Raw genomic sequence first — 21,256 nt, forward strand, 5'->3', positions numbered from 1 at the left:
TCCTGATGTCCCACCGTGACCCGCCGGGGATCGTCGCTCCGCACATCCCCGCCGACGCCTACCGCCGCGCCGCATCCACCGGACAGCCCATCGTCGTCGTCCACCACACCACCGACCCGGCCGGCCGCCCGTTGCGGCACTACCTGCTCCCGCTCGTCATCGCCGGGGCCGCCGCTATGGGCTGCTGGGGACTGGTTGCCGCGCTGTGCGCACTGCTCGACGCCGCCGCCCACACGGCCACCGTCCTCGCTCAGACCGCCGGCCCCCTCGGCATCGGCGGCATCACCCTCAAACTCGCCCGCCCCAAGGGCAAGTGAGCACCCGCCTATGGCTCTCCCTGGCTCCGCAACGGGCGGGAAGCCGTAGGCGGCCCGTAGGGCGCCTGAGCCCCCTTCCGGGTGGGGTTTGACCCCCGGAAGGCCGTTCGGCCGCCACAACCCCCGTAGCGACGCAGGGTGACGGAAGTTTCCGCCCTCGCGCGCACGCGCGTAGGGGGCCCCTTCGGAAACCAGGAAACCGGAAACACGCTCACTCCGCGTAACACGCGCGTGTGGTGACGGGCCGTCGCAGGGCCCGTCACCACCAACCCACCAACCCCGGAAATGAGGACTCGTGAGTCAGTCTCAAGTCTGGCGTACACATCGCCAGTACGCCGCCACCGCCGCCCGCTGGACCGCCGACCGGTGGCGCAAGGAAGCCGAACGCCGCTCCACCCTGCGGGCCGAACGCAAGCCGCTCGTGCGCGACGCCCGCCGTGCTCTGGCCACCGCGCGCGCCGTCGACCCCGAGGGCGTCACCCCCCTGCGCCACCGCGCCGAGCGCGAGTTGCGTACGGCCAAACGGCGCGTGCCGGACCCGATGTGGCTGTTCGCCTCCAAGACCGCCGCCGCCCTCGGCGCGGCCGGTTACGTGTGGCTGCCGCAGGTCTCCGCCCGCGTGTGGGTGTGGTCGGCCGTCGCCGTGGTCGCCGCCGTCACCGCACTGTCGGTGTGGATCGCGGTGCGCGAGCGCGACACCACCGGACTCAAGCCCACGGCCGAGGAGTCGGCGCTGCTGAAGCGGTTGCAGCCTCAGCACTGGAAGGAGCACGCGGAACAGCGCGGCCTCGCCGGCACGCTGACCGGCCGGCCCCGGCTGACCGAGGCCGGGATCGTGTGCGCGGTCCGGCTCGACGGCACGTGGACCGCGACCAAGCTTCGTGGCGCTGAAGAGCACATCCGCGCGCTGCTCGGGGCGCGCACCAGCCTGCGCATGCAAGTGAAGGCGGGCAAGCAGGGCGGATGGGCCGAACTGATCCTGCGCACCCGCTCGGCCGCTGACAGTGACGATCTGACGTGGACGCCCGAGCGGCGTTCGCTCGGCATCGACACGGTGACCGGCGAGCAGGTGACCGTGCCGCTGGGGGAACGGTTGCTCATCGCCGGCCGCTCCGGTGCTGGCAAGTCGGTGGCGTCCCGGCCGCTGCTCTACGACGCGTCCGAGGGCGAGACGAACGCGCTGGTCATCATCGATCTCAAGCGCGTGGAAGGCCGGTTGTGGGACCACCGGGCCCGCGTCGCCTCCACCCCGCACGAGGTCATCGATGTGACCGACGAGCTGGAGACGGAGATGCTGGACCGGCTCTCCATCCTGCCCAAGGGACAGGACACCTGGACCCCGACGGCGGACCGGCCGCGCATCACGGTCGTGGTCGACGAGGGTGCCGAGGTCATGACGGCCGCCGACAGCGTTCCGTACGAGGTCGAGGCCGGTGAGGGGAAGACGCGCACGGTCAAGCGGTCCGCGCTCCCGGCACTGGAGTCCATCGCACGGATGGGGCGGGCGGCGTGCATCGACCTGTGGTGGATGACGCAGAAGCCCACCATCGGTGACGGGATCCCCAAGCAGATCGCCCCGCAGATCGGCGTCTCCATCTGCCTCGCCGTGCGCACGCCGGCCGAAGCCCGCGTCGTGCTCGGTGAGGACGCGCAGGCCAAGGGATGGAACGCCGACGAACTGCCCGTGCCCGGCGTGGCGCTGATCCGGGACGGCAAGCGCAAGCCCGACCCCGTCAAGGTCCGCTACATGGACAAGTCCGTGGTCATCGCCCTGCCTGACCGCTCCCCGTGGTCCCGCAGCGCGGCGCCCACGGTGGAAGCCGCGGGAACTCCGACGCTCACACTCGTCAAAGACACGACGCCCGAGACGGCACCCGCCACGGACGGCGCCGCCGCCCGCGTGCTGAAGGCCATCGAGACCGCCGACGAACCGGTCCGACAGAAGGACCTCGTGACGCTCACGGGCCTGTCCAAGGGCGCCGTCTCCAAGGCCATCAAGGCACTGACCATGAGCGGCGCAGTCGTCCGCACCCCGGACGGCGCCCTGACCGTGACGCGCGGCGACGAGTCCGCCGCCGCCTGACCACCCGCACAACGACGACGGCGGCCCCCTTCCGCCAAGAACCGGGGCCGCCGTCTTCCACCAGACCGTCAACAGACCTGTGGAGGTCTCCCAGCATGACGCAACCCGTGCAGATCCGGCGAGTCCCCGGCTCGCCGCCGACGCTTCCGGCAGTGGACCTGGAGTGTCTGCCGCTGCTCGCGTCCGCGCTCACGGCGGCTGAACGTGGCTGGCCCGTCATCCCGCTGCACCCCAGCAGCAAGCGGCCGGCCGGGCACGCCGAACGTGCCTGCCCCCGCACCGGCCGGTGCACCGACGGGCACCGCACCCCGGAAGAGCGCGCCACCACCGACCCCGAGCTGATCCACGCCGCGTGGGCGCACCGCCCGTACAACGTGGGGATCGCGACGGGCCCGGCCGGGCTGCTCGTCATCGACCTGGACCCGGTCAAGGCCGAAGAGCCAGAAGGAGCGCCTGACGGCGCCACTTCGTTGCAAGCGCTCTGCGAGCGCGCCGGGCAGGTGCTCCCCACCACCTACCGGGTGCGGACCGCGCGCGGTGAACACCTCTACTTCACCGCCCCCACCGGGGCGCGGCTGAAGTGCAGCGTTGACCGCCTCGGACCGCACATCGACACCCGCGCCTGGGGCGGCTACGTCGTCGCCCCCGGCAGCACCACCCCCGACGGCACATACGAGATCGCCTGTGACGCGCCTGTCGCTGAACTGCCCGGCTGGCTCGCCACGCTGCTCACGGAGCCGCAGCGGCCCGCACCGGTGCCCGTCCGGGTCCATGACGGCACGCGCGCCGCGCGGGTGGCACTGGAACGTGAGTGCGCCGTCATCACCGCCGCGACCGACGGCGGACGCAACAGCACCCTGCACAAGAGCGCCTGCAAGGTCGCCCGGTTCGTCGCATGGGGCGACCTGCCGCGCGACGTGGCAGAGCAGGCAATCCAGGGGGCGGGGGAGGCTACCGGCCTGCCGCCGGCCGAGTGCCGCACCACCATCCGCAGCGCACTGGACTGGGTCATCGCCCACGCCACCCCACGGGAGGCGGCATGACGGCCCCCACTCCCCCCGCCCTGGATTGCCCCACCCCGACCACGCACGGCCCGAACGCCGCTCCACAGCCTGTGGAGACGGCGGGCGTGGGCGAGCCGACAGGCGCCGCCCGCAAGGGCGTCGTAACTGCTTTTCGTCCGAACCGGTCCACAGTCCGGCCGGGAGCCGACCCGACCCCGGACGCGCCCGGTATCCGGATCTTCGCCCCGCCGGTCTACCGGCACCACTACGACCGCGCCCGCTGGTCGACGCGCCCCGGTGCCCTGCCCACCGCCGCCTACACCTGCGCCTGCGGGCTGACCGGCACCGCCACCGGCCCGGCCGCCGTCGCCGCGCTGGTCACCGAGTACGACGCCCACCGCTCCGCCTGCACCGGGGCGCTCACCCCGCCGTGTGAAGGGAGGCACGCCGCATGACCGCCATCAATGGCGCCGCGCTGCTCAACGAGGTGGAAGCCTTCCACCGCCGCTTCAACGTCTTCCCCACCGACGCCGCGTTCGTCGCCGTGACGCTGTGGGACGCGCACGCGCACCTGCTCGACTGCTTCGACTCCACCCCTCGTATCGCCTTCCTGTCCCCCGAACCGGGGTCCGGGAAGACGCGGGCCCTGGAGATCGTGGAAACGCTCGTGCCGCAGCCCATGACCGCCGTCAACGCGTCCGCCGCCGCCCTGTTCCGCTCGGTTTCGGCAGGCAATGGCAAGCCCACCATCCTGTTCGACGAGATCGACACGGTCTTCGGGCCGAAGGCAGGGGACAACGAGGAACTGCGCGGCTTCCTCAACGCAGGCCACCGCCGTACCGGAGTCACCTACCGGTGCATCGGGGACGGCGGGCAGCAGACCGTGCAGGCGTTCCCCTCATACTGCGCGGTCGCGGTCGCCGGTCTCGGCTCCCTGCCAGACACGATCATGAGCCGGGCCGTCGTCATCCGCATGCGCCGCCGGGCCCGCAACGAGAAGGTGGAACCCTTCCGGGCCCGCATCCACGAGGCCGAGGGACACAAGCTCCGTGACCGGCTCGCAACCTGGGCAGAGCAGGCTCGCGCGTCCGTCGTGGGAGCGTGGCCCGACATGCCCGACGGGGTCACCGACCGGCCGGCGGACGTGTGGGAACCGCTGCTCGCGATCGCGGACGCCGCCGGCGGGGACTGGCCCGATCGGGCCCGCGAAGCCTGCGTCGCCCTGGTAACCGCGTCCAAGGTCAACGACAAAGGCAGCCTCGGAGTCAGGCTGCTGACCGACCTGCGCGACCACGTCATGGTCGGCATCGACCGGCTTCCCACGGTCGCGATCCTGGACCGGCTGAACGCTCTGGACGACGCTCCGTGGGCGGACCTGCACGGCAAGCCGCTCGACAACCGGCGCCTGGGTCGGATGCTCGCGGAGTACATGACGGCGGACAACGAGCCGATCGCCTCCCGCAACATCAAGACCGCCGGGAGCGTCCTCAAGGGCTACTACGCCGCCGATCTGTGGGACGCGTGGGCCCGCTACTGCCCCCCACCCCCGGAAAGTCCGCTACCTCCGCTACCGGGCACCGAAAACGCGGCCTGACCAGCACCGATGCGGTAGCGGCAACCGGCTTCGGTTGCCGCTACCGCACCGCTACCGCTACCCCTTCCCGCTACCTCCAACAGGCCCCTGACCTGCGCGGTAGCGGCGGTAGCGGAAGTAGCGGCCCTCAGAGGGACCCCCCGACGACCCGCCCCGAGAAGGAGTCACCACCTTGGCTGGCACCAAGATGCTCAAGCTCCCCGAAGTCCTCACAGAGATCGGCATGAGCCGCGCCGCCTTCTACCGCATGCGCGCACGCGGACAGGCACCCCGACTCGTGAAGTTGCCCAACGGTCACCTGCGGGTCCGCCGCAGTGACCTGGACGACTGGCTCAGCAACCTGGATTCGCCCGCCTACTGATCACACCCATTCACCACACCACCCCAGGGGCCCGGTTCTCGCCGGGCCCCTTTCGCAGGAAGGCCCCCGATGGGGAAGACGTACGACGTTCGCATCTGGTCCGTCCGCCAGCGGAAGGACCGTGGCCAGAGCTCTGCAGAGCTCCGTTGGAAGACGGGCGAGACCCCGCACTCTCAGACCTTCCGGACCAAGACCCTGGCCGAGGGCAGGCGCGCCGAGTTGCTGCGGGCCGCGCACGCTGGGGAACCGTTCGACGAGTCCACCGGGGTGCCGGTCTCCGAGCTGCGGAAGCGCAACGACGTGAGTTGGTATCAGCACGCCCGCGAGTACATCGAGATGAAGTGGCAGCACTCCCCCGGGTCGACGCGCCGGACGCTCGCGGAAGCCATGGCCACGGTGACGCCGGCGCTTGTCACGAACACCAAGGGAATGGCCGACGCCAAGACCGTGCGGACGGCTCTGTATAGCTGGGCATTCAACGTGAGCCGCCGTGACCAGGAACTCCCGGACGATGTGGCCGCCGTGCTGGCGTGGTTCGAGCGGAAGTCGCTGCCCACCTCCGCGCTGGCCGACCGGATGCACGTGCGCGCGGCTCTGGACGCCCTGACCAAAAAGCTGGACGGCGCCACGGCGTCCGCGTCGACCATCCGGCGGAAGCGGGCCATCTTCCACAACGCCCTCGGCTACGCCGTCGACGCCGGCCGTCTGACAGACAACCCTCTGCCACAGGTGCAGTGGAAAGCTCCGGAGCAGGTAGCCGAAGAACTGGACCCCGCCTCAGTGCCAGACCCCCGGCAGGCTCTCGCGCTGCTCGATGCCGTGCGCACGCAGAGTCCCCGCGGGCGACGCCTGGTCGCATTCTTCGGCTGCATGTACTACGCGGCGGCGCGGCCGGCGGAAGTCATCGGCCTCCGTCTCCAGGACTGCGACCTGCCCCGGCGAGGGTGGGGCACTCTGCGACTCCGAGAGACCCGCCCGCGCTCGGGGTCGGCCTGGACGGACAGTGGTGAGGCACACGACCGGCGAGGTCTCAAGCACCGGCCCCGGAAAGCAGTCCGCACGGTGCCGATCCCGCCCGATCTCGTGAGCCTGCTCCGGTGGCACGTCACCGCGTACGGCGTCGCCCCCGACGGGCGGCTGTTCCGGACGCAGCGCGGCGGGCTGATCCAGGACACCGGATACGGCGAGGTATGGGCGGAAGCCCGCGCGCGTGCTCTTACGCCCGCTCAGTGCGCGTCGCCGCTCGCCAAGCGTCCATATGATCTTCGCCACGCGGCCGTGTCCACATGGCTCAGCTCCGGGGTGGAACCGCAGGAGGTAGCTGCCCGCGCCGGCCACAGCGTGGCCGTGCTGTTCCGGGTGTACGCCAAGTGCCTGGACGGCGGTGCGGCCACAGCGAACGCCCGGATCGAGCGGGCACTGAGGAACGGCAACTAGGCGCTGAAGCTGCCCCACGCCTGCCCCACACGGACTGGTCAGCACCCGAATCAGGGTGAGACACACTGGGAAAAGCGCCCATAACGATCAGATCGGGCCGATCAACGAGCAAGACCCCCTCCGTCCTGCGTTTCCGCAGTTCGGAGGGGGTCTCGTTTCAACTTTCTCAGCGTGGCGGCGCCAGGATTCGAACCTGGGAAGGCTGAGCCGGCAGATTTACAGTCTGCTCCCTTTGGCCGCTCGGGCACACCGCCGGGGTTGCTGCACGGAACCCCGCCTTCCGGCGGTGCTCGCTGGCAACGACGTAAACAATACCCGATGGACAGGGGTGCTCCGCCACCCGATTGATCGCCACCCCGGGGCCGGGGGGTGACTAGGCTGGTCCGGATGCGGTCCGGGGCCGATGCCGGGCTCGGGGACCGCTCCCAGTACGCCGGTACGCATCCGGTGCGCAGCCCGATACGCACCCCGAATCAAGGAGCCACAGGACATGGCCGACTCCAGTTTCGACATCGTCTCGAAGGTCGAGCGGCAGGAGGTCGACAACGCCCTCAACCAGACCGCCAAGGAGATTTCGCAGCGCTACGACTTCAAGGGCGTGGGCGCCTCGATCTCGTGGTCCGGGGAGAAGATCCTCATGGAGGCGAACTCCGAGGACCGGGTGAAGGCAGTCCTCGACGTCTTCCAGTCCAAGCTGATCAAGCGGGGCATCTCCCTGAAGGCCCTGGACGCGGGTGAGCCGCAGCTCTCGGGCAAGGAGTACAAGATCTTCGCGACGATCGAGGAGGGCATCTCCCAGGACAACGCGAAGAAGGTCGCGAAGATCATCCGCGACGAGGGCCCCAAGGGCGTGAAGGCCCAGGTGCAGGGCGACGAGCTGCGCGTCACCTCCAAGAGCCGCGACGACCTGCAGGCCGTCATCGCGCTGCTCAAGGGCAAGGACTTCGACTTCGCCCTGCAGTTCGTCAACTACCGGTAGGACGGCCGACGCACCGGACTGGACGGCCGACGCGCCCGACCGACGGACAGACGCAGAAGGGTGGGTGCCTGCTCAGGCGCCCACCCTCGTTGTGTCGTCACGTCGCGGTCGCGTCGTCCTCGGCCGCCCGTCGTCAATCGCGTGAGTGGCCGAACAGGATGCGGTACGCGATCAGCAGGACCAGCGAACCGCCGATCGCGGCCACCCACGTGGTGCCGTCGTAGAAGTCCTTGCTGATCGGGTGGTCCAGCCAGCGGGACGAGATCCAGCCTCCGATGAACGCGCCGGCGACGCCGATCAGGGTGGTGCCGACGAGGCCGCCCGGGTCGCGGCCGGGCAGCAGGAACTTCGCGATGGCTCCGGCCAGCAGGCCCAGAATGATCCAGCTGATGATCGTCATGCCGAGTACCTGCCCTCTCCCGCCGGTCTTTGCACCATGAAGGACGTCACGAGTACACCTGTCGGTTGCCCTTGATCAGTAGGGTGCGGCCCCATGACGAACGCCCCCGCCGATTCCGGCCCTTCCGGACTGCGCCGCACCCTCGGGACGGGCGACGCCGTGGTCGTCGGCCTGGGCGCGATGCTCGGCGCGGGCATCTTCGCCGCGCTCGCGCCCGCCGCGCGGGCCGCCGGTTCGGGGCTGCTCCTCGGGCTGGCCGTCGCCGCCGTCGTCGCCTACTGCAACGCCGGCTCGTCGGCCCGCCTGGCCGCCCTGTACCCGGCCTCTGGCGGCACCTACGTGTACGGGCGGGAGCGGCTCGGGCCGTTCTGGGGCTACCTCGCCGGGTGGGCGTTCGTCGTCGGCAAGACGGCGTCCTGCGCGGCGATGGCACTCACCGTCGGCGCGTACGCCTGGCCGGGACAGGCGCATGCCGTGGCCGTCGCCGCCGTGGTGCTGGTCACGGCGGTCGACTACGGCGGGGTGCAGAAGTCCGCGTGGTTGACGCGGGCGATCGTGGGTGTGGTCCTGGCGGTCCTCGCTTCCGTGGTGGTCGTGTGTCTGACGTCCGGGGACGCCGCTCCGGGCCGGCTGGACGACGGCGCGTCGGGCGGGGCCGGCGGAGTGCTCCAGGCGGCCGGTCTGCTGTTCTTCGCGTTCGCCGGGTACGCGCGGATCGCGACCCTCGGCGAGGAGGTGCGGGATCCCGCGCGCACGATCCCGCGGGCCGTCCGGGTGGCCCTGGGCATCGCGCTCGTCGCGTACGCGGCTGTCGCCGTCGCCGTCCTTGCCGTGCTGGGGTCGGAGTCGCTCGGTGCGTCCGTCGCGCCGCTCGCCGACGCGGTGCGGGCGGCCGGGGTGCCCGGACTCGCGCCGGTCGTGCGGGCGGGCGCGGCGGTCGCCGCGCTGGGGTCGCTGCTCGCCCTGCTGCTCGGGGTGTCGCGGACGACGCTGGCCATGGCCCGGGACCGGCACCTCCCGGCGCCGCTGGCCGCCGTCCATCCGCGATACCACGTGCCGCACCGGGCGGCGCTGGCCGTGGGCGGTGTCGTCGCCGTCCTGGCCGCCACCGTGGACGTGCGGGGCGCTGTCGGGTTCTCCTCCTTCGGTGTGCTGACGTACTACGCTGTGGCGAACGCCTCGGCGTGGACACTGCGGCGGGGTGCCGCGGCCCGGGTGGTACCGGCGGTGGGGTTCGCCGGGTGCCTGACGCTGGCGTTCTCCCTGCCCTGGACCTCGGTGGCCCTGGGCGCGGCGGTGCTCGGTGCGGGTGTGATGGCGTACGGGGTACGGAAGGTGTGGGGGCGGCGGCAGGGTGGTCATCCGGATCCGGACGGGCGGTGACCCGTCCGTGGATTCATGATGCGCGGTGACGGCGAGCAGCGTGCGGGCCTGTGGACGAACCGACGGTTGTGGACAACCTCGGGCCGGCGGTCCTCCGCCACGGTCGGGCAGTGCCGCCGATCACCTCACCAGCGGTCCGTGAACGCCTGGTCCGTACGGACGATCTCGCGGCCCAGCGGGAACAGCGAGACCGGGATCAGCTTGAAGTTGGCGATGCCGAGCGGGATGCCGATGATCGTCACGCAGAGGGCCAGGCCGGTGAGGATGTGGCCGAGGGCGAGCCACCAGCCCGCGAGGATCAGCCACAGCACGTTGACGACGAAGGACGGGGCGCCGGCGTCGCGGCGCTCCACCGTCGTGTAGCCGAAGGGCCACAGGGCGTAGACGCCGATGCGGAACGCGGCCACACCGAACGGGATGCCGATGATCGTGATGCACAGCAGCAGACCGGCCACCAGGTAGCCGAGGAACAGCCAGAAGCCGCTGAAGACGAGCCAGATGAGGTTCAGGATGGTCTTCACAGGTGGCCTGCCATCTTCTCGAGCCGGGCGATGCGTTCCGCCATCGGCGGGTGGGTGGAGAACATCTTCGCGAGCCCCTGCCCCGGACGGAAGGGGTTCGCGATCATCATGTGACTGGCCGTCTCGATACGCGGCTCAGGGGGCAGCGGGAGCTGCTTGGTGCCCGCTTCCAGTTTGCGCAGGGCGCTCGCCAGGGCCAGGGGGTCGCCGGTGAGCTGGGAGCCGGAGGCGTCCGCCTCGTACTCGCGGGAGCGGCTGATGGCCAGCTGGATGAGGGACGCCGCGAGCGGGCCCAGGATGAGGATGAGCAGCATGCCGAGCAGGCCCGGGCCGTCGTCGTCGTCCGAGCGGCCGATCGGGATCAGCCAGGCGAAGTTGACCAGGAACATGATCACGGAGGCGAGGGCGCCGGCCACCGAGGAGATCAGGATGTCGCGGTTGTAGACATGGCTCAGCTCATGGCCGATCACGCCGCGCAGCTCCCGCTCGTCGAGGAGGCGCAGGATGCCTTCCGTGCAGCACACCGCCGCGTTGCGCGGATTGCGGCCGGTGGCGAAGGCGTTGGGGGCCTCCGTCGGCGAGATGTACAGGCGGGGCATGGGCTGGCGGGCCTGCGTGGACAGCTCACGGACCATCCGGTACAGGCCGGGGGCCTCGAACTCGCTCACCGGCCGCGCCCGCATCGCCCGCAGGGCCAGCTTGTCGCTGTTCCAGTACGCGTAGGCGTTGGTGCCCAGCGCTACGACGACGGCGATGACGAGCCCCATACGGCCGAAGAAGCTGCCGATGACGATGATGAGCGCGGACAGTCCCCCGAGGAGGACCGCGGTCCTGAGCCCGTTGTGCCGGCGGTGCACGGTACGCCCTCCAAGTCGTGCGGCAGGGGAACCCTTGCTAGCTGATCTTCCGTCTGACCTGCGCTGCCCACTGGTGTCGTGGCGTCACGTCTCCAGTGGACCCTCCCGTATCGGTCAACGCCAGGCGAAGGGCACGAGTTCCCTTGTGGGCGCGGTGGCGCGTGTCAACCGTCCGGGTGAACGGCCGCGGCGGGCGGGGCGGCGGTCCCGCGCGCGTGGAGCGCCGGACGCCTAGAAGAGCCCGGTTTCCGTGAAGCGCAGCACCAGTTGCGGGGCGCCGGACAGGGCGATACCGAGGACGCCGGTCAGGGCGAGCGCCGCGGTGAGCGGTGCGGGAAGGCGGTGGGCCGCCGCCTCGCCGCCGGGGGCCGTCTCAGGCTCACGGAACAGGAGCGCGGTCCAGCGCAGGTAGTACACCAGCGCGATGACGACGTTGACGGCCATGACGACGGCCAGCCAGCCGAGGCCCGCGTCGACGGCCGCCGCGAACACGGTGACCTTGGCGAAGAGGCCGATGACGCCCGGCGGGAGGCCGGCCAGACACAGCAGGAAGAAGCCCATGAGCAGCGCGGTGAGCGGGCTCGCGGCGTACAGGCCGCGGTAGTCGGCGACCCGGTTGAGCCGGTGCGCCCGGCCGACGAGGGCGGCCACCGCGAAGGCGCCCAGGTTCACGGCGCCGTACATGAGGGCGTAGGCGAGGGTGGCGCCGACCGATTTCTCGGGGTCGTCGGAGTACCCGGCTGCGGCGATCGGCACCAGCAGGTAGCCGGCCTGGCCGACGGACGACCAGGCGAGCAGGCGTACGGCGCTGTACGCGCGCGTGGACTGCTGGCGCAGGGCGCCGACGTTGCCGACGGTCATGGTGAGCGCGGCCAGCACGGCCAGGGCGGGCGCCCAGGCGTCGGCGTACGAGGGGAGGGCGACGACGGTGACGAGGACGAGGCCGGAGAAGCCGACGGCCTTGCCGATGACGGAGAGGTAGGCGGCGATCGGCAGCGGGGCGCCCACGTAGGTGTCGGGGACCCAGAAGTGGAAGGGGACGGCGGCCGTCTTGAAGGCGAAGCCGACGAGGGTGAGGACGACGCCGGTCTGCGCGAGGGTGGCGAGCTGTCCGTCGACGTCCTGGATGCGTTCGGCGACCCGGGTGAGGTGGAGGGTGCCGGTGGCGGCGTAGACGAAGCTGATGCCGAGCAGGCTGACCGCGGTGGCGGTGACGGAGGACAGGAAGAACTTCAGGGCAGCCTCGGAGGACCTGCGGTCGCCGTGGCGCAGGCCGACCAGGGCGAACGCGGGCAGCGAGGCGACCTCCAGGGCGACGACGAGGGTCGCGAGGTCCCGGGAGGCGGGCAGCAGGGCCGCGCCGGCGGCGGAGGAGAGGAACAGGAACCAGTACTCGCCCTCGGGCAGCCGCTTGCCGGAGTCCTTCAGCGCGGTCACCGACAGCAGGGCGGAGAGCAGGGCGCCGCCGAGCACCAGGAACTGGATGACGAGGGTGAAGCGGTCCGCGGTGTAGCTGCACACCTCGGCGTCGCCGACCAGGCAGAAGGTCGAGCGGTCGGCGTCGAGGAGCGGCAGCAGCATGAGCGCGGCGAGCACGAGTCCGCCCACGGCGATCCAGCCGAGCAGGGGCTTCCTGGATTCCGCGAGGAACAGGTCGGCGACCAGCACGACGAGTGCGACGACCGCCGCGACGGTGGGCGGTGCGATGGCCAGCCAGTCGACGGACTGGACGAGGGAGCTCATCGGGTGCCTCCTGCGAGGAGCTGCTGCACGGCCGGATCGGTCAGCCCGAGGAGGGCCCTGGGCCACAGGCCGGCGACGACGGTGAGGACGACGAGCGGGGTCCAGGCCGCGAACTCGTAGGAGCGCACGTCGGTGTATGCGGGCGTGTCCTTCGGCGCGGCGCCCATGCAGACGCGGCGGACCACGATCAGCAGGTAGGCGGCGGTGAGCAGGGTGCCGAACGCGCCGATCGACATGAAGGTGAGGAAGGCCGGGCGGCTCAGCCCTTCGGCGGGTTCGAAGGCGCCGAACAGCGCCAGCATCTCGCCCCAGAATCCGGCGAGGCCGGGCAGCCCGAGGGACGCGACGGCGGCGAAGGCGAGCAGACCGCCGAGGCGCGGCGCCCTGCCGTAGAGGGCGGCCCCGGTCTCCTGGGCGAGGGCGTCGAGGTCGGTGCTGCCGGTGCGTTCCTTCAGGCCGCCGACCAGGAAGAACAGCAGGCCGGTGATGAGGCCGTGGGCGATGTTGGCGAACAGGGCGCCGTTGACGCCGGTCGGGGTCATGGTCGCGATGCCGAGCAGGACGAAGCCCATGTGGCCGACGGACGAGTAGGCGATCAGACGCTTGAGGTCCCCCTTCGCGCCCTTCCTGGCCAGGGCGAGGCAGGCCAGGGACCCGTAGACGATGCCGACGACGGCGAACGCGGCGAGGTACGGCGCGAAGGTGCGGAAGCCGTCGGGCGCGGCCGGGAGCAGGATGCGGACGAAGCCGTACGTGCCCATCTTCAGCAGGACGCCGGCGAGCAGGACGGAGCCGACCGTCGGGGCGGCGGTGTGGGCGTCGGGCAGCCAGCTGTGCAGCGGCCACATCGGCGTCTTCACCGCGAGCCCGATCCCGATCGCCAGAACCGCGACGACCTGCACGGACACGGAGAGTGACCGGCCGTTGTCAGTGGCGAGTGCCACCATGTCGAACGTGCCCGCCTTGATCCCGATCAGGAGCAGGCCGAGCAGCATGACCACCGAGCCGAGCAGGGTGTACAGGATGAACTTCCAGGCGGCCCCGGCCCGGCCCTCGCCGCCCCAGCGGGCGATGAGGAAGTACATCGGGATGAGGACGGTCTCGAAGGCGAGGAAGAACAGGACGAGGTCGAGGACGGCGAAGGTCGCCAGGGTGCCGGACTCGAGGACGAGCAGCAGGGCGACGAAGCCCTTCGGGGACGGCCCCGCGGGCGGCTTGAAGTACGAGTAGAGGGCGCTGAGGAAGGTCAGCAGGGCGGTCAGGACCAGAAGGGGGAGCGAGATGCCGTCGATGCCGAGGTGGATCCGCACGTCGAGTGCGGGGATCCAGCTGATGTCGGTCGTGGCCTGCATCTTCGACGGGTGGTCGTGGTCGAAGCCGAGCGCCAGGACGATCGCGGCGATGAGGATAACGCCGGTGACGGTGACGCCGTGGCGGAGCACGGCCTGCTCGGGCGACTTCCCCTTCAGCCCGGGCGGGGCGGGCAGCAGAGCGGCGGCCGCGCCGAGGAGCGGGCCGACGACGATCAATGCCAGAAGAACCTGCATCACGGACTCGTTGATATCGATCACGCCTGCTCACGCTCCCGTGGCGACGAGGACGGCGGCGACCGCGAGGACGACGGTGCCGGCGAGCAGCGCGCTCACATAGGTCTGCAGATTGCCGGTCTGGGCGCGCCGGACGGCGGTGCCGAGCCAGCGGGGCAGGGTGCCCGCGCCGCGTACGTAGGTGTCGACGACCTCCCGGTCGAGGAACCGCACGAGGCTCGCGCCGGCCCGCACCGGGCGGACGAAGAGCGCGGAGTACACGGCGTCCAGGTGGAAGCCGACGGCGGCGTGCCGGTGCAGCCGTCCGAGCAGCAGCCGTCCGGGGTCCGAGGGATCGGCCGCGTAGGCGACGTCACCGTAGGCCGGTTCATGGCTCGCGATGGCCTCCGCCTCGACCCGGCCGGCGTCGCCGTCGGGGTGGGCGGCGACGGCGCCGAGCGGGACGCGGGCGGCGTGCGCGGTGGTGTGCCGCCAGGTGGCGTAGGTGACGATGCCGCCGACCAGGGCCACGCCCGTGCCGAGCACGGAGGTGGTGAGGGTCGGAGTCAGGTCGTGTCCGTCGAACCAGTCGGGCAGGACCCGGAAGGCGAAGCCGCCGAGCGCCAGCGACGGCACGGCGAGCACCCACAGCACGGTGGTCATGGTGAGCGGCTGCCGGCCGTGGTCGGGTGCCTCGGTGCCGCTGCCGCGGAAAACGAGCAGCCACAGCCGTGTCGCGTACGCGGCGGTGAGGAGGGCGGTGAGCAGTCCGGCGAGGAGCACGATCCAGCCCGCGGCGGCGGGAGCGTGCTCGGTGTGGCCGGTGACGACGTGCTCGGCGACGCCGAGAACGGCTTCCTTGGAGAAGAAGCCGCTGAACGGCGGGATCGCGGCGAGCGCGAGGAGCGCCACGGTCATCGTCCAGTAGGCGTCGGGGACGCGGTCGCGCAGGTGGCCCATGCGGGACATGGCGGCCAGGGAGTTGGTGCCGGCGGCGTGGATGATCACGCCTGCGGCGAGGAACAGCAGCGCCTTGAAGGCGCCGTGGGACAGGAGGTGGAAGACGGCGGCACCCCGGTCGGCGACGGCGAGGGCGCCGGTCATGTAGCCGAGCTGGCCGATCGTCGAGTAGGCGAGGACGCGCTTGATGTCGTCCTGGGCGAGGGCGGCGAGCGCCGAGCCGGTCATCGTCACGGCGGCCATGACGGCGAGGACGGTCATCGCGGCCTGCGAGGCCTCGAAGAGCGGGAGGAGACGGGCGACGAAGTAGACGCCGGCGGCGACCATCGTCGCGGCGTGGATCAGCGCGGAGACGGGGGTGGGGCCCGCCATCGCGTCCGGCAGCCAGGTGTGCAGGGGGAACTGCGCGGACTTGCCGGCCACGCCCGCGAGGAGCAGCAGGGCGATCAGCGTCGGATGGTCGATGCCGCCGTGCGCGACGGCGCCGAGGATCCGGGTGATGCGGAAGGACCCGGCGTCGGCGGCGAGGGCGAACAGGCCGATGAGGAACGGGACGTCGCCGAGCTTGGTGACCAGGAAGGCCTTCAGGGAGGCGGCGCGGGCCTCGGGGGTCTCCCAGTAGTGGCCGACGAGGAAGTAGGAGCAGATGCCCATCACTTCCCAGCCGACCAGCAGCACCATCAGGTCGCCGGTGTAGACGACCAGGAGCATCGCGGAGGTGAACAGCGAGACGAGAGCGGCGTACGACGGGTAGCGCGGGTCGTCGCGCAGGTAGCCCGTGGAGTAGATCTGCACGCAGGTCGCGACGGTGCCGACGACCAGGGCGGTGAGGGCGGCGAAGCCGTCGATGTGCAGGGCGAGTTCGATCGGGACCGAGCCGGTGGGGGTGAGCTCGGTCGCGGCGTCGACCGGGACGCCGCCGCCCTGACGCGAGGCGACGGTGGCGGCGAGCGCGAGGGAGGCGAGCGTCGGCAGGACGGCGAGGGGGCGGGCGAAGCCGGGCGCGGTGCGGCCCAGCAGCAGTCCGGCGAGCGCGCCGAGGAACGGGAGGAGGGGGACGAGGACGGCGAGGGTGGTCGTGGTCACGCGGTGGCCTCGGCCTTCTCGCCGGCGGCCGGCGCGGGAAGGGCGCGGCCGGTGGCGTCGCTGTCGGGGTCGTCGGGGTCATGGCCCTCGGCGGTGTCGCGGAGCCGGTCGATGTCCGAGGTGCCGCGGTTGCGGTACACGGCGAGGACGATCGCGAGACCGATGCCGATCTCGGCGGCGGCGACGGCGATGGTGAACAGCGCCAGGGCCTGGCCGGAGTGGAGGGTGTCCTCGGCGGCCCGGCTGAGCCAGGCGTCGAAGGCGACGAGGTTGAGGTTGACGGCGTTGAGCATCAGCTCGACCGACATCAGCACCAGGATGGCGTTACGGCGGGCGAGGACGCCGTAGAGGCCGGTGCAGAAGAGGAGCGCGGCGAGGACGGCGGGATAGGCGAGGTGCATCAGCGGGCCCCTTCCTGGTCGCGCCGGGTGCGGGTCGCGCCCGTCGCCGTGCCGGGCGCGGCCGCGTCCTTCGCGCCGGGCCCGGAGCCGGCCGTGGCCTTGCGGGACAGGACGATCGCGCCGACGAGCGCGGCGAGGAGGAGGACGGAGAGGGCCTCGAAGGGGAGGACCCAGTGCTGGAAGAGGCTGGCACCGGTCACCTCGGTGGTGCCGGAGGGGGCGCCGTCCAGGTCGATCCAGGTGGTGCGGAAGGCGTCGACGACCACCCAGACCAGGGCGCCGGCCGCGGCAACGGCGACGGCGAGCGCCACCCGGCGGTTGCCGGAGTCGGCGTCCGGTGAGCGGCCGATGGGGGCGCGGGTGAGCATCAGCCCGAACAGGAGGAGGACGACGACGGAGCCTACGTAGATGAGGACCTGCACCCAGGCGATGAACTCGGCGGTGAGCAGCAGGTATTCGACGGCGAGTCCGCCGAGGGCGACCACCAGCCACAGGGCGGCGTGCACCAGTTGGCGGGTGGTGACGGTGACGACGGCGGCCCCGAGGGTGACCAGACCGACGAGGAGGAAGGTGATCTCGACGCCGGTCGGGGACAGGAAGCCGGGCGACTCGGCCGCCCGGTGCACGGTGCCGGCCGCGAGGGCGCCGGCGGTCGCTGCGGCGCTCATGCGCTGCCCTCCTGACCCGGTTCGTCGGCCTGGGCGGCCGCGAGTTTCTCGGCGGTCTTGCGGGCGGCTGCGACTTCCTTCGGTTCCTCCGCGCCCGGATCGAGGGCGGGCGGGGCCGGGACGGTCCACATCCACTCGCGGAGTTTGTCCCGCTCGTGGGTGAGGTCACGGATGTCGGTCTCCGCGTACTCGAACTCCGGGGACCAGAACAGCGCGTCGAAAGGACAGACCTCGATGCAGATACCGCAGTACATGCACAGGGAGAAGTCGATGGCGAACCGGTCGAGGACGTTCCGGCTGCGCTCGCGGCCGCCGGGGGCGGCGGGCGGGACGGTCTCCTTGTGCGAGTCGATGTAGATGCACCAGTCGGGGCACTCGCGGGCGCACAGCATGCAGACCGTGCAGTTCTCCTCGAACAGGCCGATCACCCCGCGGCTGCGGGGCGGCAGTTCGGGCTGGGTGTCCGGGTACTGGGCGGTGACGGACTTCCGCGTCATCGTCCGCAGCGTGACGGCCAGGCCCTTGGCCAGGCCGGAGCCGGGGATCGGGGCCATTACAGGAACACCACCTTGACGACGCCGGTGAGGGCGATCTGGGCGAGGGCGAGAGGAACGAGGAGGGTCCAGGCGAACTTCTGGAGTTGGTCCTCGCGCAGACGGGGGTAGCTGACGCGCAGCCAGATGACGACGAAGGCGAGGACGGCGGTCTTCAGCAGGGTCCACACCCAGCCGAGCCCGTCGGCTCCCCAGGGGCCGTGCCACCCGCCGAGGAACAGGACGGTGGTCAGCCCGCACAGCACGACGATCCCGGCGTACTCGGCGAGGAGGAAGAGGGCGAAGCGCAGGCCGGTGTACTCGGTGTACGCGCCGAAGATGATCTCCGAGTCGGCGACCGGCATGTCGAAGGGCGGGCGCTGGAGTTCGGCGAGCCCTGCGACGAAGAACACCAACGCGCCGGTGATCTGCCAGGGCAGCCACCACCACTCGAACGCGTCGAGGATGCCCACGAGGGACACGGTCCCGGCGGCCATCGCCACGGAGGCGGCGGTGAGCAGCATCGGCAGTTCGTACGCGAGGAGCTGGGCCGCGGTACGGAGGCCGCCGAGGAGGGAGAACTTGTTGGCGGACGCCCAGCCGGCCATGAGCGAGCCGAGGACGCCGACGCCCATCACGGCCAGGACGAAGAACACGCCCGCGTCCAGCACCTGGCCGACCGCGCCCTCGCCCGGCCCGATCGGGATGGCGAGCAGCACGAGGAGGTAGGGCAGAAGAGCGACGGCCGGGGCGAGCTGGAAGATACGGCGGTCCGCGCCGGCCGGTACGACGTCCTCCTTCTGCGCGAACTTCACACCGTCGGCGATGAGCTGGGCCCAGCCGTGAAAGCCGCCGGCGTACATGGGGCCGACGCGGCCCTGCATGTGTGCCATGACCTTGTGCTCGGTCTGGCCCACGAGCAGGGGGAAGGTCAGGAAGACGACGAACACGACGAGGAGTCGCAGGGCGACGTCGAGAACGTCGGTCACCGCGTGCCTCCTGAGGGTCCGTCGGGGGTGGTGGGGTCGGTGTCGCCCTTGCCAGGGCGCGCTTCGGGCTCCGGGGCGGGCTGAGGCTCACCCTCCGGCTCCGCCGCCTGCTGCTCACGCTCCGGGTCGTCCGGTTCCTCGAAGGCGGGGCGGGCGTGGTGCCACGGGGCGTCGGGGCTGCGCGGGGCGGCGGAGGGCCTACGGTCGCGCGGTTCCTCGGCGGGAGCCGCTGCCGTGTCGTCGGCGGCCGGCCCTCGGCCCTGCGCGGCACGTTGTGACGCCGAGCCCTCGGACGCGGAACGGGCCCGACGGGGGCCGCCCGCGTCCGGGGCGCCTTCGCGTTGCGACGCCGAGCCCTCGCTCGCGCTGCGCGACCGGCGCGCAGGGGCGTCCGGCTGCCGGCTCGCGGAACCCTCGGACGCCGACCGCGACCGACGAGGCGCGCCGCTGCCGGCGGCGCCGGCCTCCGAGTCGCCCGCTCCCCGCCGGCTCGCCGAGCCCTCCGGCACCGACCGCGACCGGCGCGGCCTGACGGGTGTCTGAGACTCGGCCGCCTCAGTCACCTCAGCACCCGTGCCGGCGGGCGTCCCCGCCGTCTGGCTCGCCGAGCCCTCGGAGACGGAGCGGGTGCGGCGCGGCGGGCGCTCGCCCGGGGTGGCGGCCGACGCGGTGGCCGTGCGTCGGGCGGGACGGGCCGGGGCGGGCGGAAGCTGGCCCTTGAGCGGGCCCCACTCGTTCGGGTCGGGCACGCCCGGCGGCAGCATCTGGCGCCGCTTGGGTCCGCCGTGTTCCGACTCCCCCGGTTCCTTGGCGCCGGGCCATGCCTTGGCGACCCGGGCCGCGAGGACGAAGTCCTTGCGCAGCGGGTGGCCCTCGAAGTTGTCGGGCAGCAGCAGGTGGTCGAGACCGGGGTGTCCGGTGAACTCGACGCCGAACATCTCGTGGGTCTCGCGTTCGTGCCAGGCCGCGCCCGCGTAGACGTCCACGGCGGACGGCAGGACGGGGGCCTCGTGCGGCACGGTGGTGCGCAGCAGCAGGCGCCGTACCGGGGCGAGGGCGGCTACGTGGACGGTCACGCGGAAGCCGGTGCCGGGTTCGTCGACGGCGCTGAGCCAGTCGAAGAAGGTGCAGCCGAGGCGGTCGCGGGCGGCTTCGAGGGCGGGGATCCAGGCGTCGGACGGCACGTCGACGGTGAGGACGCCGTACGCCTCCTCCGCCGTGGCCCGCGCGCCGAACAGGTCCTCGACGTCCACCGGGAGCCATCCGACGGCGGTCATCCGGCGCCCCCTTCGCCCTCGGCGGCGGACGGCCGGGCCTCTCCCTCGGCCGCGGACGGCCGGACCTTGCCCTCCTCGGCCGCGGACGGCCGGATTCCACCCTCGGCCGCGGACGGCCGGACCAGTCCGCTCGTGAGCGCCGCCGCCGAGGGACGCCCCGCGGGGCCGGTGCCGTACCGCTCCCCCAACGACTCCTGGGCGATCTTCTCCTGGAGCTTGAGGATGCCCTGGAGCAGCGCCTCGGGCCGGGGCGGGCAGCCGGGGACGTAGACGTCGACCGGGATGATCTGGTCGACGCCCTTGGTGACGGAGTAGGAGTCCCAGTAGGGGCCGCCGCAGTTGCTGCACGCGCCGAAGGAGATGACGTACTTCGGCTCGGGCATCTGCTCGTACAGGCGCTTGACGGCGGGCGCCATCTTGTCGGTGACCGTGCCGGAGACGACCATCAGGTCGGCCTGGCGGGGTCCCGGGGCGAACGGGATGACGCCGAGGCGGATGAAGTCGTGCCGGGCCATCGACGCGGCGATGAACTCGATCGCGCAGCAGGCGAGGCCGAAGTTGAACACCCAGAGCGAGTAGCGGCGGCCCCAGTTGAGGACCACCTTCATCGGCTCGGGGGCGAGCCGGGCGAGCGCGCCGAGCCTCCCCTTGCCTTCGCCGGGGGGAAGTCCGGGGTCCGGCAGGAGCACCGGCTCGGGGGTGGCAGGGTTCACGTCCATGTCAGGACGCCCTTCTTGTAGGCGTACAGCAGGCCCACGGCGAGGAAGCCGAGGAAGACGAACATCTCCACGAGGGTGGTCGCGCCGTAGCCGTCGGCGGCGAAGACGGTCGCCCAGGGGAACAGGAAGATCGAGTCGACGGCGAAGATCACGTAGAGGAAGGCGTAGACGTAGTAGCGAACCTGGGTGTGGGCCCAGCCCTCGCCGACGGGGTCGACGCCGCACTCGTACGTCAGCAGTTTCTCCGGCGTGGGCACCACCGGCCGCAGCATGCGGCCCGCGCCGAAGGCGACGGCGACGAACAGCAGGCCGACGACTGCGAGCAGTCCGACGACCGAGTAGGACTGGAAGTAGTCCGCCGCGACGACGGTCGTTTCCCGCACGTCCGCCCCTCACTCCTCAGATCGGCGACCAGGCG

At 71.8% G+C, this 21,256-nt stretch carries 22 protein-coding genes and 1 tRNA gene; 9 read left to right on the top strand and 14 right to left on the bottom strand.

All coding sequences use genetic code 11. The features are described 5' to 3' along the window. Positions 1 to 5 precede the first annotated feature (5 nt). The 7 genes from ACF1AG_RS31450 (at position 6) to ACF1AG_RS31480 (ending at position 6,796) form a co-directional block, all read left to right on the top strand. Entirely contained in the window at positions 6 to 317 is a 312-nt protein-coding gene (locus ACF1AG_RS31450) for a hypothetical protein (protein ID WP_391810770.1), read from the top strand. A 295-nt stretch (positions 318 to 612) separates the two neighbouring features. After that, the gene (locus ACF1AG_RS31455) at positions 613 to 2,400 is read left to right on the top strand and encodes a MarR family transcriptional regulator (protein ID WP_391810771.1); all 1,788 of its coding nucleotides are present in this window, start codon (positions 613 to 615) and stop codon (positions 2,398 to 2,400) included. A gap of 95 nt (positions 2,401 to 2,495) precedes the next feature. Then, on the top strand, positions 2,496 to 3,443 hold the full coding sequence (locus ACF1AG_RS31460; RefSeq protein WP_391810772.1) for a bifunctional DNA primase/polymerase: 948 nt from the start codon (positions 2,496 to 2,498) through the stop codon (positions 3,441 to 3,443). A gap of 86 nt (positions 3,444 to 3,529) precedes the next feature. Continuing rightward, a complete protein-coding gene (locus ACF1AG_RS31465) occupies positions 3,530 to 3,859 on the top strand; it encodes a hypothetical protein (protein ID WP_391810773.1) in 330 nt (109 codons plus the stop codon). Beyond that, a complete protein-coding gene (locus tag ACF1AG_RS31470; RefSeq protein WP_391810774.1) occupies positions 3,856 to 4,998 on the top strand; it encodes a DUF3631 domain-containing protein in 1,143 nt (380 codons plus the stop codon). The genes ACF1AG_RS31465 and ACF1AG_RS31470 overlap by 4 nt, the downstream gene beginning before the upstream one ends. Positions 4,999 to 5,170: 172 nt before the next feature. Then, positions 5,171 to 5,359: a helix-turn-helix domain-containing protein gene (locus ACF1AG_RS31475; RefSeq protein ID WP_364119952.1), complete on the top strand. Its 189-nt coding sequence runs from the start codon at positions 5,171 to 5,173 to the stop codon at positions 5,357 to 5,359. A gap of 69 nt (positions 5,360 to 5,428) precedes the next feature. Continuing rightward, positions 5,429 to 6,796 carry a tyrosine-type recombinase/integrase gene (locus tag ACF1AG_RS31480; RefSeq protein ID WP_391810775.1) on the top strand — a complete coding sequence of 456 codons (1,368 nt, stop codon included), beginning with the start codon at positions 5,429 to 5,431 and terminating at the stop codon, positions 6,794 to 6,796. Between the two features lie 172 nt (positions 6,797 to 6,968). On the opposite strand, the gene ACF1AG_RS31485 is transcribed toward ACF1AG_RS31480, so the two are convergent. Further along, a tRNA-Tyr gene (locus ACF1AG_RS31485) sits at positions 6,969 to 7,050 on the bottom strand. A 236-nt stretch (positions 7,051 to 7,286) separates the two neighbouring features. Here ACF1AG_RS31485 and ACF1AG_RS31490 point away from each other — a divergent pair. Further along, on the top strand, positions 7,287 to 7,775 hold the full coding sequence (locus ACF1AG_RS31490) for a YajQ family cyclic di-GMP-binding protein (RefSeq protein ID WP_359744275.1): 489 nt from the start codon (positions 7,287 to 7,289) through the stop codon (positions 7,773 to 7,775). A 133-nt stretch (positions 7,776 to 7,908) separates the two neighbouring features. On the opposite strand, the gene ACF1AG_RS31495 is transcribed toward ACF1AG_RS31490, so the two are convergent. Continuing rightward, entirely contained in the window at positions 7,909 to 8,175 is a 267-nt protein-coding gene (locus ACF1AG_RS31495; RefSeq protein WP_026243884.1) for a GlsB/YeaQ/YmgE family stress response membrane protein, read from the bottom strand. Positions 8,176 to 8,268: 93 nt separating this feature from the next. Between ACF1AG_RS31495 and ACF1AG_RS31500 the strand changes: the two genes are divergently transcribed. Next, positions 8,269 to 9,558: an APC family permease gene (locus ACF1AG_RS31500; RefSeq protein ID WP_359599722.1), complete on the top strand. Its 1,290-nt coding sequence runs from the start codon at positions 8,269 to 8,271 to the stop codon at positions 9,556 to 9,558. Positions 9,559 to 9,683: 125 nt separating this feature from the next. Here the strand turns inward: ACF1AG_RS31500 and ACF1AG_RS31505 are convergent, their stop codons facing one another. The 12 genes from ACF1AG_RS31505 to ACF1AG_RS31560 all read right to left on the bottom strand — a co-directional run bounded on the left by ACF1AG_RS31505 (position 9,684) and on the right by ACF1AG_RS31560 (position 21,221). Then, on the bottom strand, positions 9,684 to 10,079 hold the full coding sequence (locus ACF1AG_RS31505) for a YccF domain-containing protein (RefSeq protein ID WP_359599723.1): 396 nt from the start codon (positions 10,077 to 10,079) through the stop codon (positions 9,684 to 9,686). Further along, positions 10,076 to 10,936 (bottom strand): zinc metalloprotease HtpX, encoded by an 861-nt coding sequence (gene htpX, locus ACF1AG_RS31510; protein WP_359599725.1) that lies wholly within the window; start codon positions 10,934 to 10,936, stop codon positions 10,076 to 10,078. The genes ACF1AG_RS31505 and htpX overlap by 4 nt, the downstream gene beginning before the upstream one ends. Before the next feature lie 231 nt (positions 10,937 to 11,167). After that, complete coding sequence (locus ACF1AG_RS31515; RefSeq protein WP_359599727.1) at positions 11,168 to 12,679, bottom strand: NADH-quinone oxidoreductase subunit N; 1,512 nt, start codon at positions 12,677 to 12,679, stop codon at positions 11,168 to 11,170. After that, positions 12,676 to 14,250, bottom strand: coding sequence for an NADH-quinone oxidoreductase subunit M (locus ACF1AG_RS31520; protein WP_359599729.1), 1,575 nt, complete (start codon positions 14,248 to 14,250; stop codon positions 12,676 to 12,678). Before ACF1AG_RS31520 ends, ACF1AG_RS31515 begins: the two co-directional genes overlap by 4 nt. 6 nt (positions 14,251 to 14,256) lie before the next feature. Next, positions 14,257 to 16,251: an NADH-quinone oxidoreductase subunit L gene (locus ACF1AG_RS31525; protein WP_359599731.1), complete on the bottom strand. Its 1,995-nt coding sequence runs from the start codon at positions 16,249 to 16,251 to the stop codon at positions 14,257 to 14,259. Continuing rightward, on the bottom strand, positions 16,248 to 16,652 hold the full coding sequence (nuoK, locus tag ACF1AG_RS31530) for an NADH-quinone oxidoreductase subunit NuoK (protein WP_037641041.1): 405 nt from the start codon (positions 16,650 to 16,652) through the stop codon (positions 16,248 to 16,250). Before nuoK ends, ACF1AG_RS31525 begins: the two co-directional genes overlap by 4 nt. After that, positions 16,652 to 17,320 (bottom strand): NADH-quinone oxidoreductase subunit J, encoded by a 669-nt coding sequence (locus ACF1AG_RS31535; RefSeq protein WP_359599733.1) that lies wholly within the window; start codon positions 17,318 to 17,320, stop codon positions 16,652 to 16,654. Before ACF1AG_RS31535 ends, nuoK begins: the two co-directional genes overlap by 1 nt. Further along, positions 17,317 to 17,874: an NADH-quinone oxidoreductase subunit I gene (locus tag ACF1AG_RS31540; RefSeq protein WP_359599735.1), complete on the bottom strand. Its 558-nt coding sequence runs from the start codon at positions 17,872 to 17,874 to the stop codon at positions 17,317 to 17,319. Before ACF1AG_RS31540 ends, ACF1AG_RS31535 begins: the two co-directional genes overlap by 4 nt. Further along, positions 17,874 to 18,842, bottom strand: coding sequence for a complex I subunit 1 family protein (locus tag ACF1AG_RS31545; protein WP_359599737.1), 969 nt, complete (start codon positions 18,840 to 18,842; stop codon positions 17,874 to 17,876). The genes ACF1AG_RS31540 and ACF1AG_RS31545 overlap by 1 nt, the downstream gene beginning before the upstream one ends. Continuing rightward, complete coding sequence (locus ACF1AG_RS31550) at positions 18,839 to 20,119, bottom strand: NADH-quinone oxidoreductase subunit C (protein ID WP_391810776.1); 1,281 nt, start codon at positions 20,117 to 20,119, stop codon at positions 18,839 to 18,841. Before ACF1AG_RS31550 ends, ACF1AG_RS31545 begins: the two co-directional genes overlap by 4 nt. Continuing rightward, complete coding sequence (locus tag ACF1AG_RS31555; RefSeq protein WP_359607854.1) at positions 20,116 to 20,838, bottom strand: NADH-quinone oxidoreductase subunit B family protein; 723 nt, start codon at positions 20,836 to 20,838, stop codon at positions 20,116 to 20,118. The genes ACF1AG_RS31550 and ACF1AG_RS31555 overlap by 4 nt, the downstream gene beginning before the upstream one ends. Next, complete coding sequence (locus tag ACF1AG_RS31560; RefSeq protein WP_359607856.1) at positions 20,829 to 21,221, bottom strand: NADH-quinone oxidoreductase subunit A; 393 nt, start codon at positions 21,219 to 21,221, stop codon at positions 20,829 to 20,831. The genes ACF1AG_RS31555 and ACF1AG_RS31560 overlap by 10 nt, the downstream gene beginning before the upstream one ends. Positions 21,222 to 21,256: the final 35 nt, after the last annotated feature.

This window comes from Streptomyces sp. NPDC014764 (genome assembly GCF_043082785.1).
GTDB classification, from domain to species: domain Bacteria; phylum Actinomycetota; class Actinomycetes; order Streptomycetales; family Streptomycetaceae; genus Streptomyces; species Streptomyces althioticus.

Bases quoted from the DNA above. Each gene is read 5' to 3' on its own strand.
- ACF1AG_RS31500 (WP_359599722.1), top strand. From the start codon at position 8,269: ATGACGAACGCCCCCGCCGATTCCGGCCCTTCCGGACTGCGCCGCACC.
- ACF1AG_RS31460 (WP_391810772.1), top strand. From the start codon at position 2,496: ATGACGCAACCCGTGCAGATCCGGCGAGTCCCCGGCTCGCCGCCGACG.
- ACF1AG_RS31490 (WP_359744275.1), top strand. From the start codon at position 7,287: ATGGCCGACTCCAGTTTCGACATCGTCTCGAAGGTCGAGCGGCAGGAG.
- ACF1AG_RS31535 (WP_359599733.1), bottom strand. From the start codon at position 17,320: ATGAGCGCCGCAGCGACCGCCGGCGCCCTCGCGGCCGGCACCGTGCAC.
- ACF1AG_RS31470 (WP_391810774.1), top strand. From the start codon at position 3,856: ATGACCGCCATCAATGGCGCCGCGCTGCTCAACGAGGTGGAAGCCTTC.
- ACF1AG_RS31480 (WP_391810775.1), top strand. From the start codon at position 5,429: ATGGGGAAGACGTACGACGTTCGCATCTGGTCCGTCCGCCAGCGGAAG.
- nuoK (WP_037641041.1), bottom strand. From the start codon at position 16,652: ATGCACCTCGCCTATCCCGCCGTCCTCGCCGCGCTCCTCTTCTGCACC.
- ACF1AG_RS31540 (WP_359599735.1), bottom strand. From the start codon at position 17,874: ATGGCCCCGATCCCCGGCTCCGGCCTGGCCAAGGGCCTGGCCGTCACG.
- ACF1AG_RS31550 (WP_391810776.1), bottom strand. From the start codon at position 20,119: ATGACCGCCGTCGGATGGCTCCCGGTGGACGTCGAGGACCTGTTCGGC.
- ACF1AG_RS31515 (WP_359599727.1), bottom strand. From the start codon at position 12,679: ATGAGCTCCCTCGTCCAGTCCGTCGACTGGCTGGCCATCGCACCGCCC.
- ACF1AG_RS31495 (WP_026243884.1), bottom strand. From the start codon at position 8,175: ATGACGATCATCAGCTGGATCATTCTGGGCCTGCTGGCCGGAGCCATC.
- ACF1AG_RS31555 (WP_359607854.1), bottom strand. From the start codon at position 20,838: ATGGACGTGAACCCTGCCACCCCCGAGCCGGTGCTCCTGCCGGACCCC.
- ACF1AG_RS31450 (WP_391810770.1), top strand. From the start codon at position 6: ATGTCCCACCGTGACCCGCCGGGGATCGTCGCTCCGCACATCCCCGCC.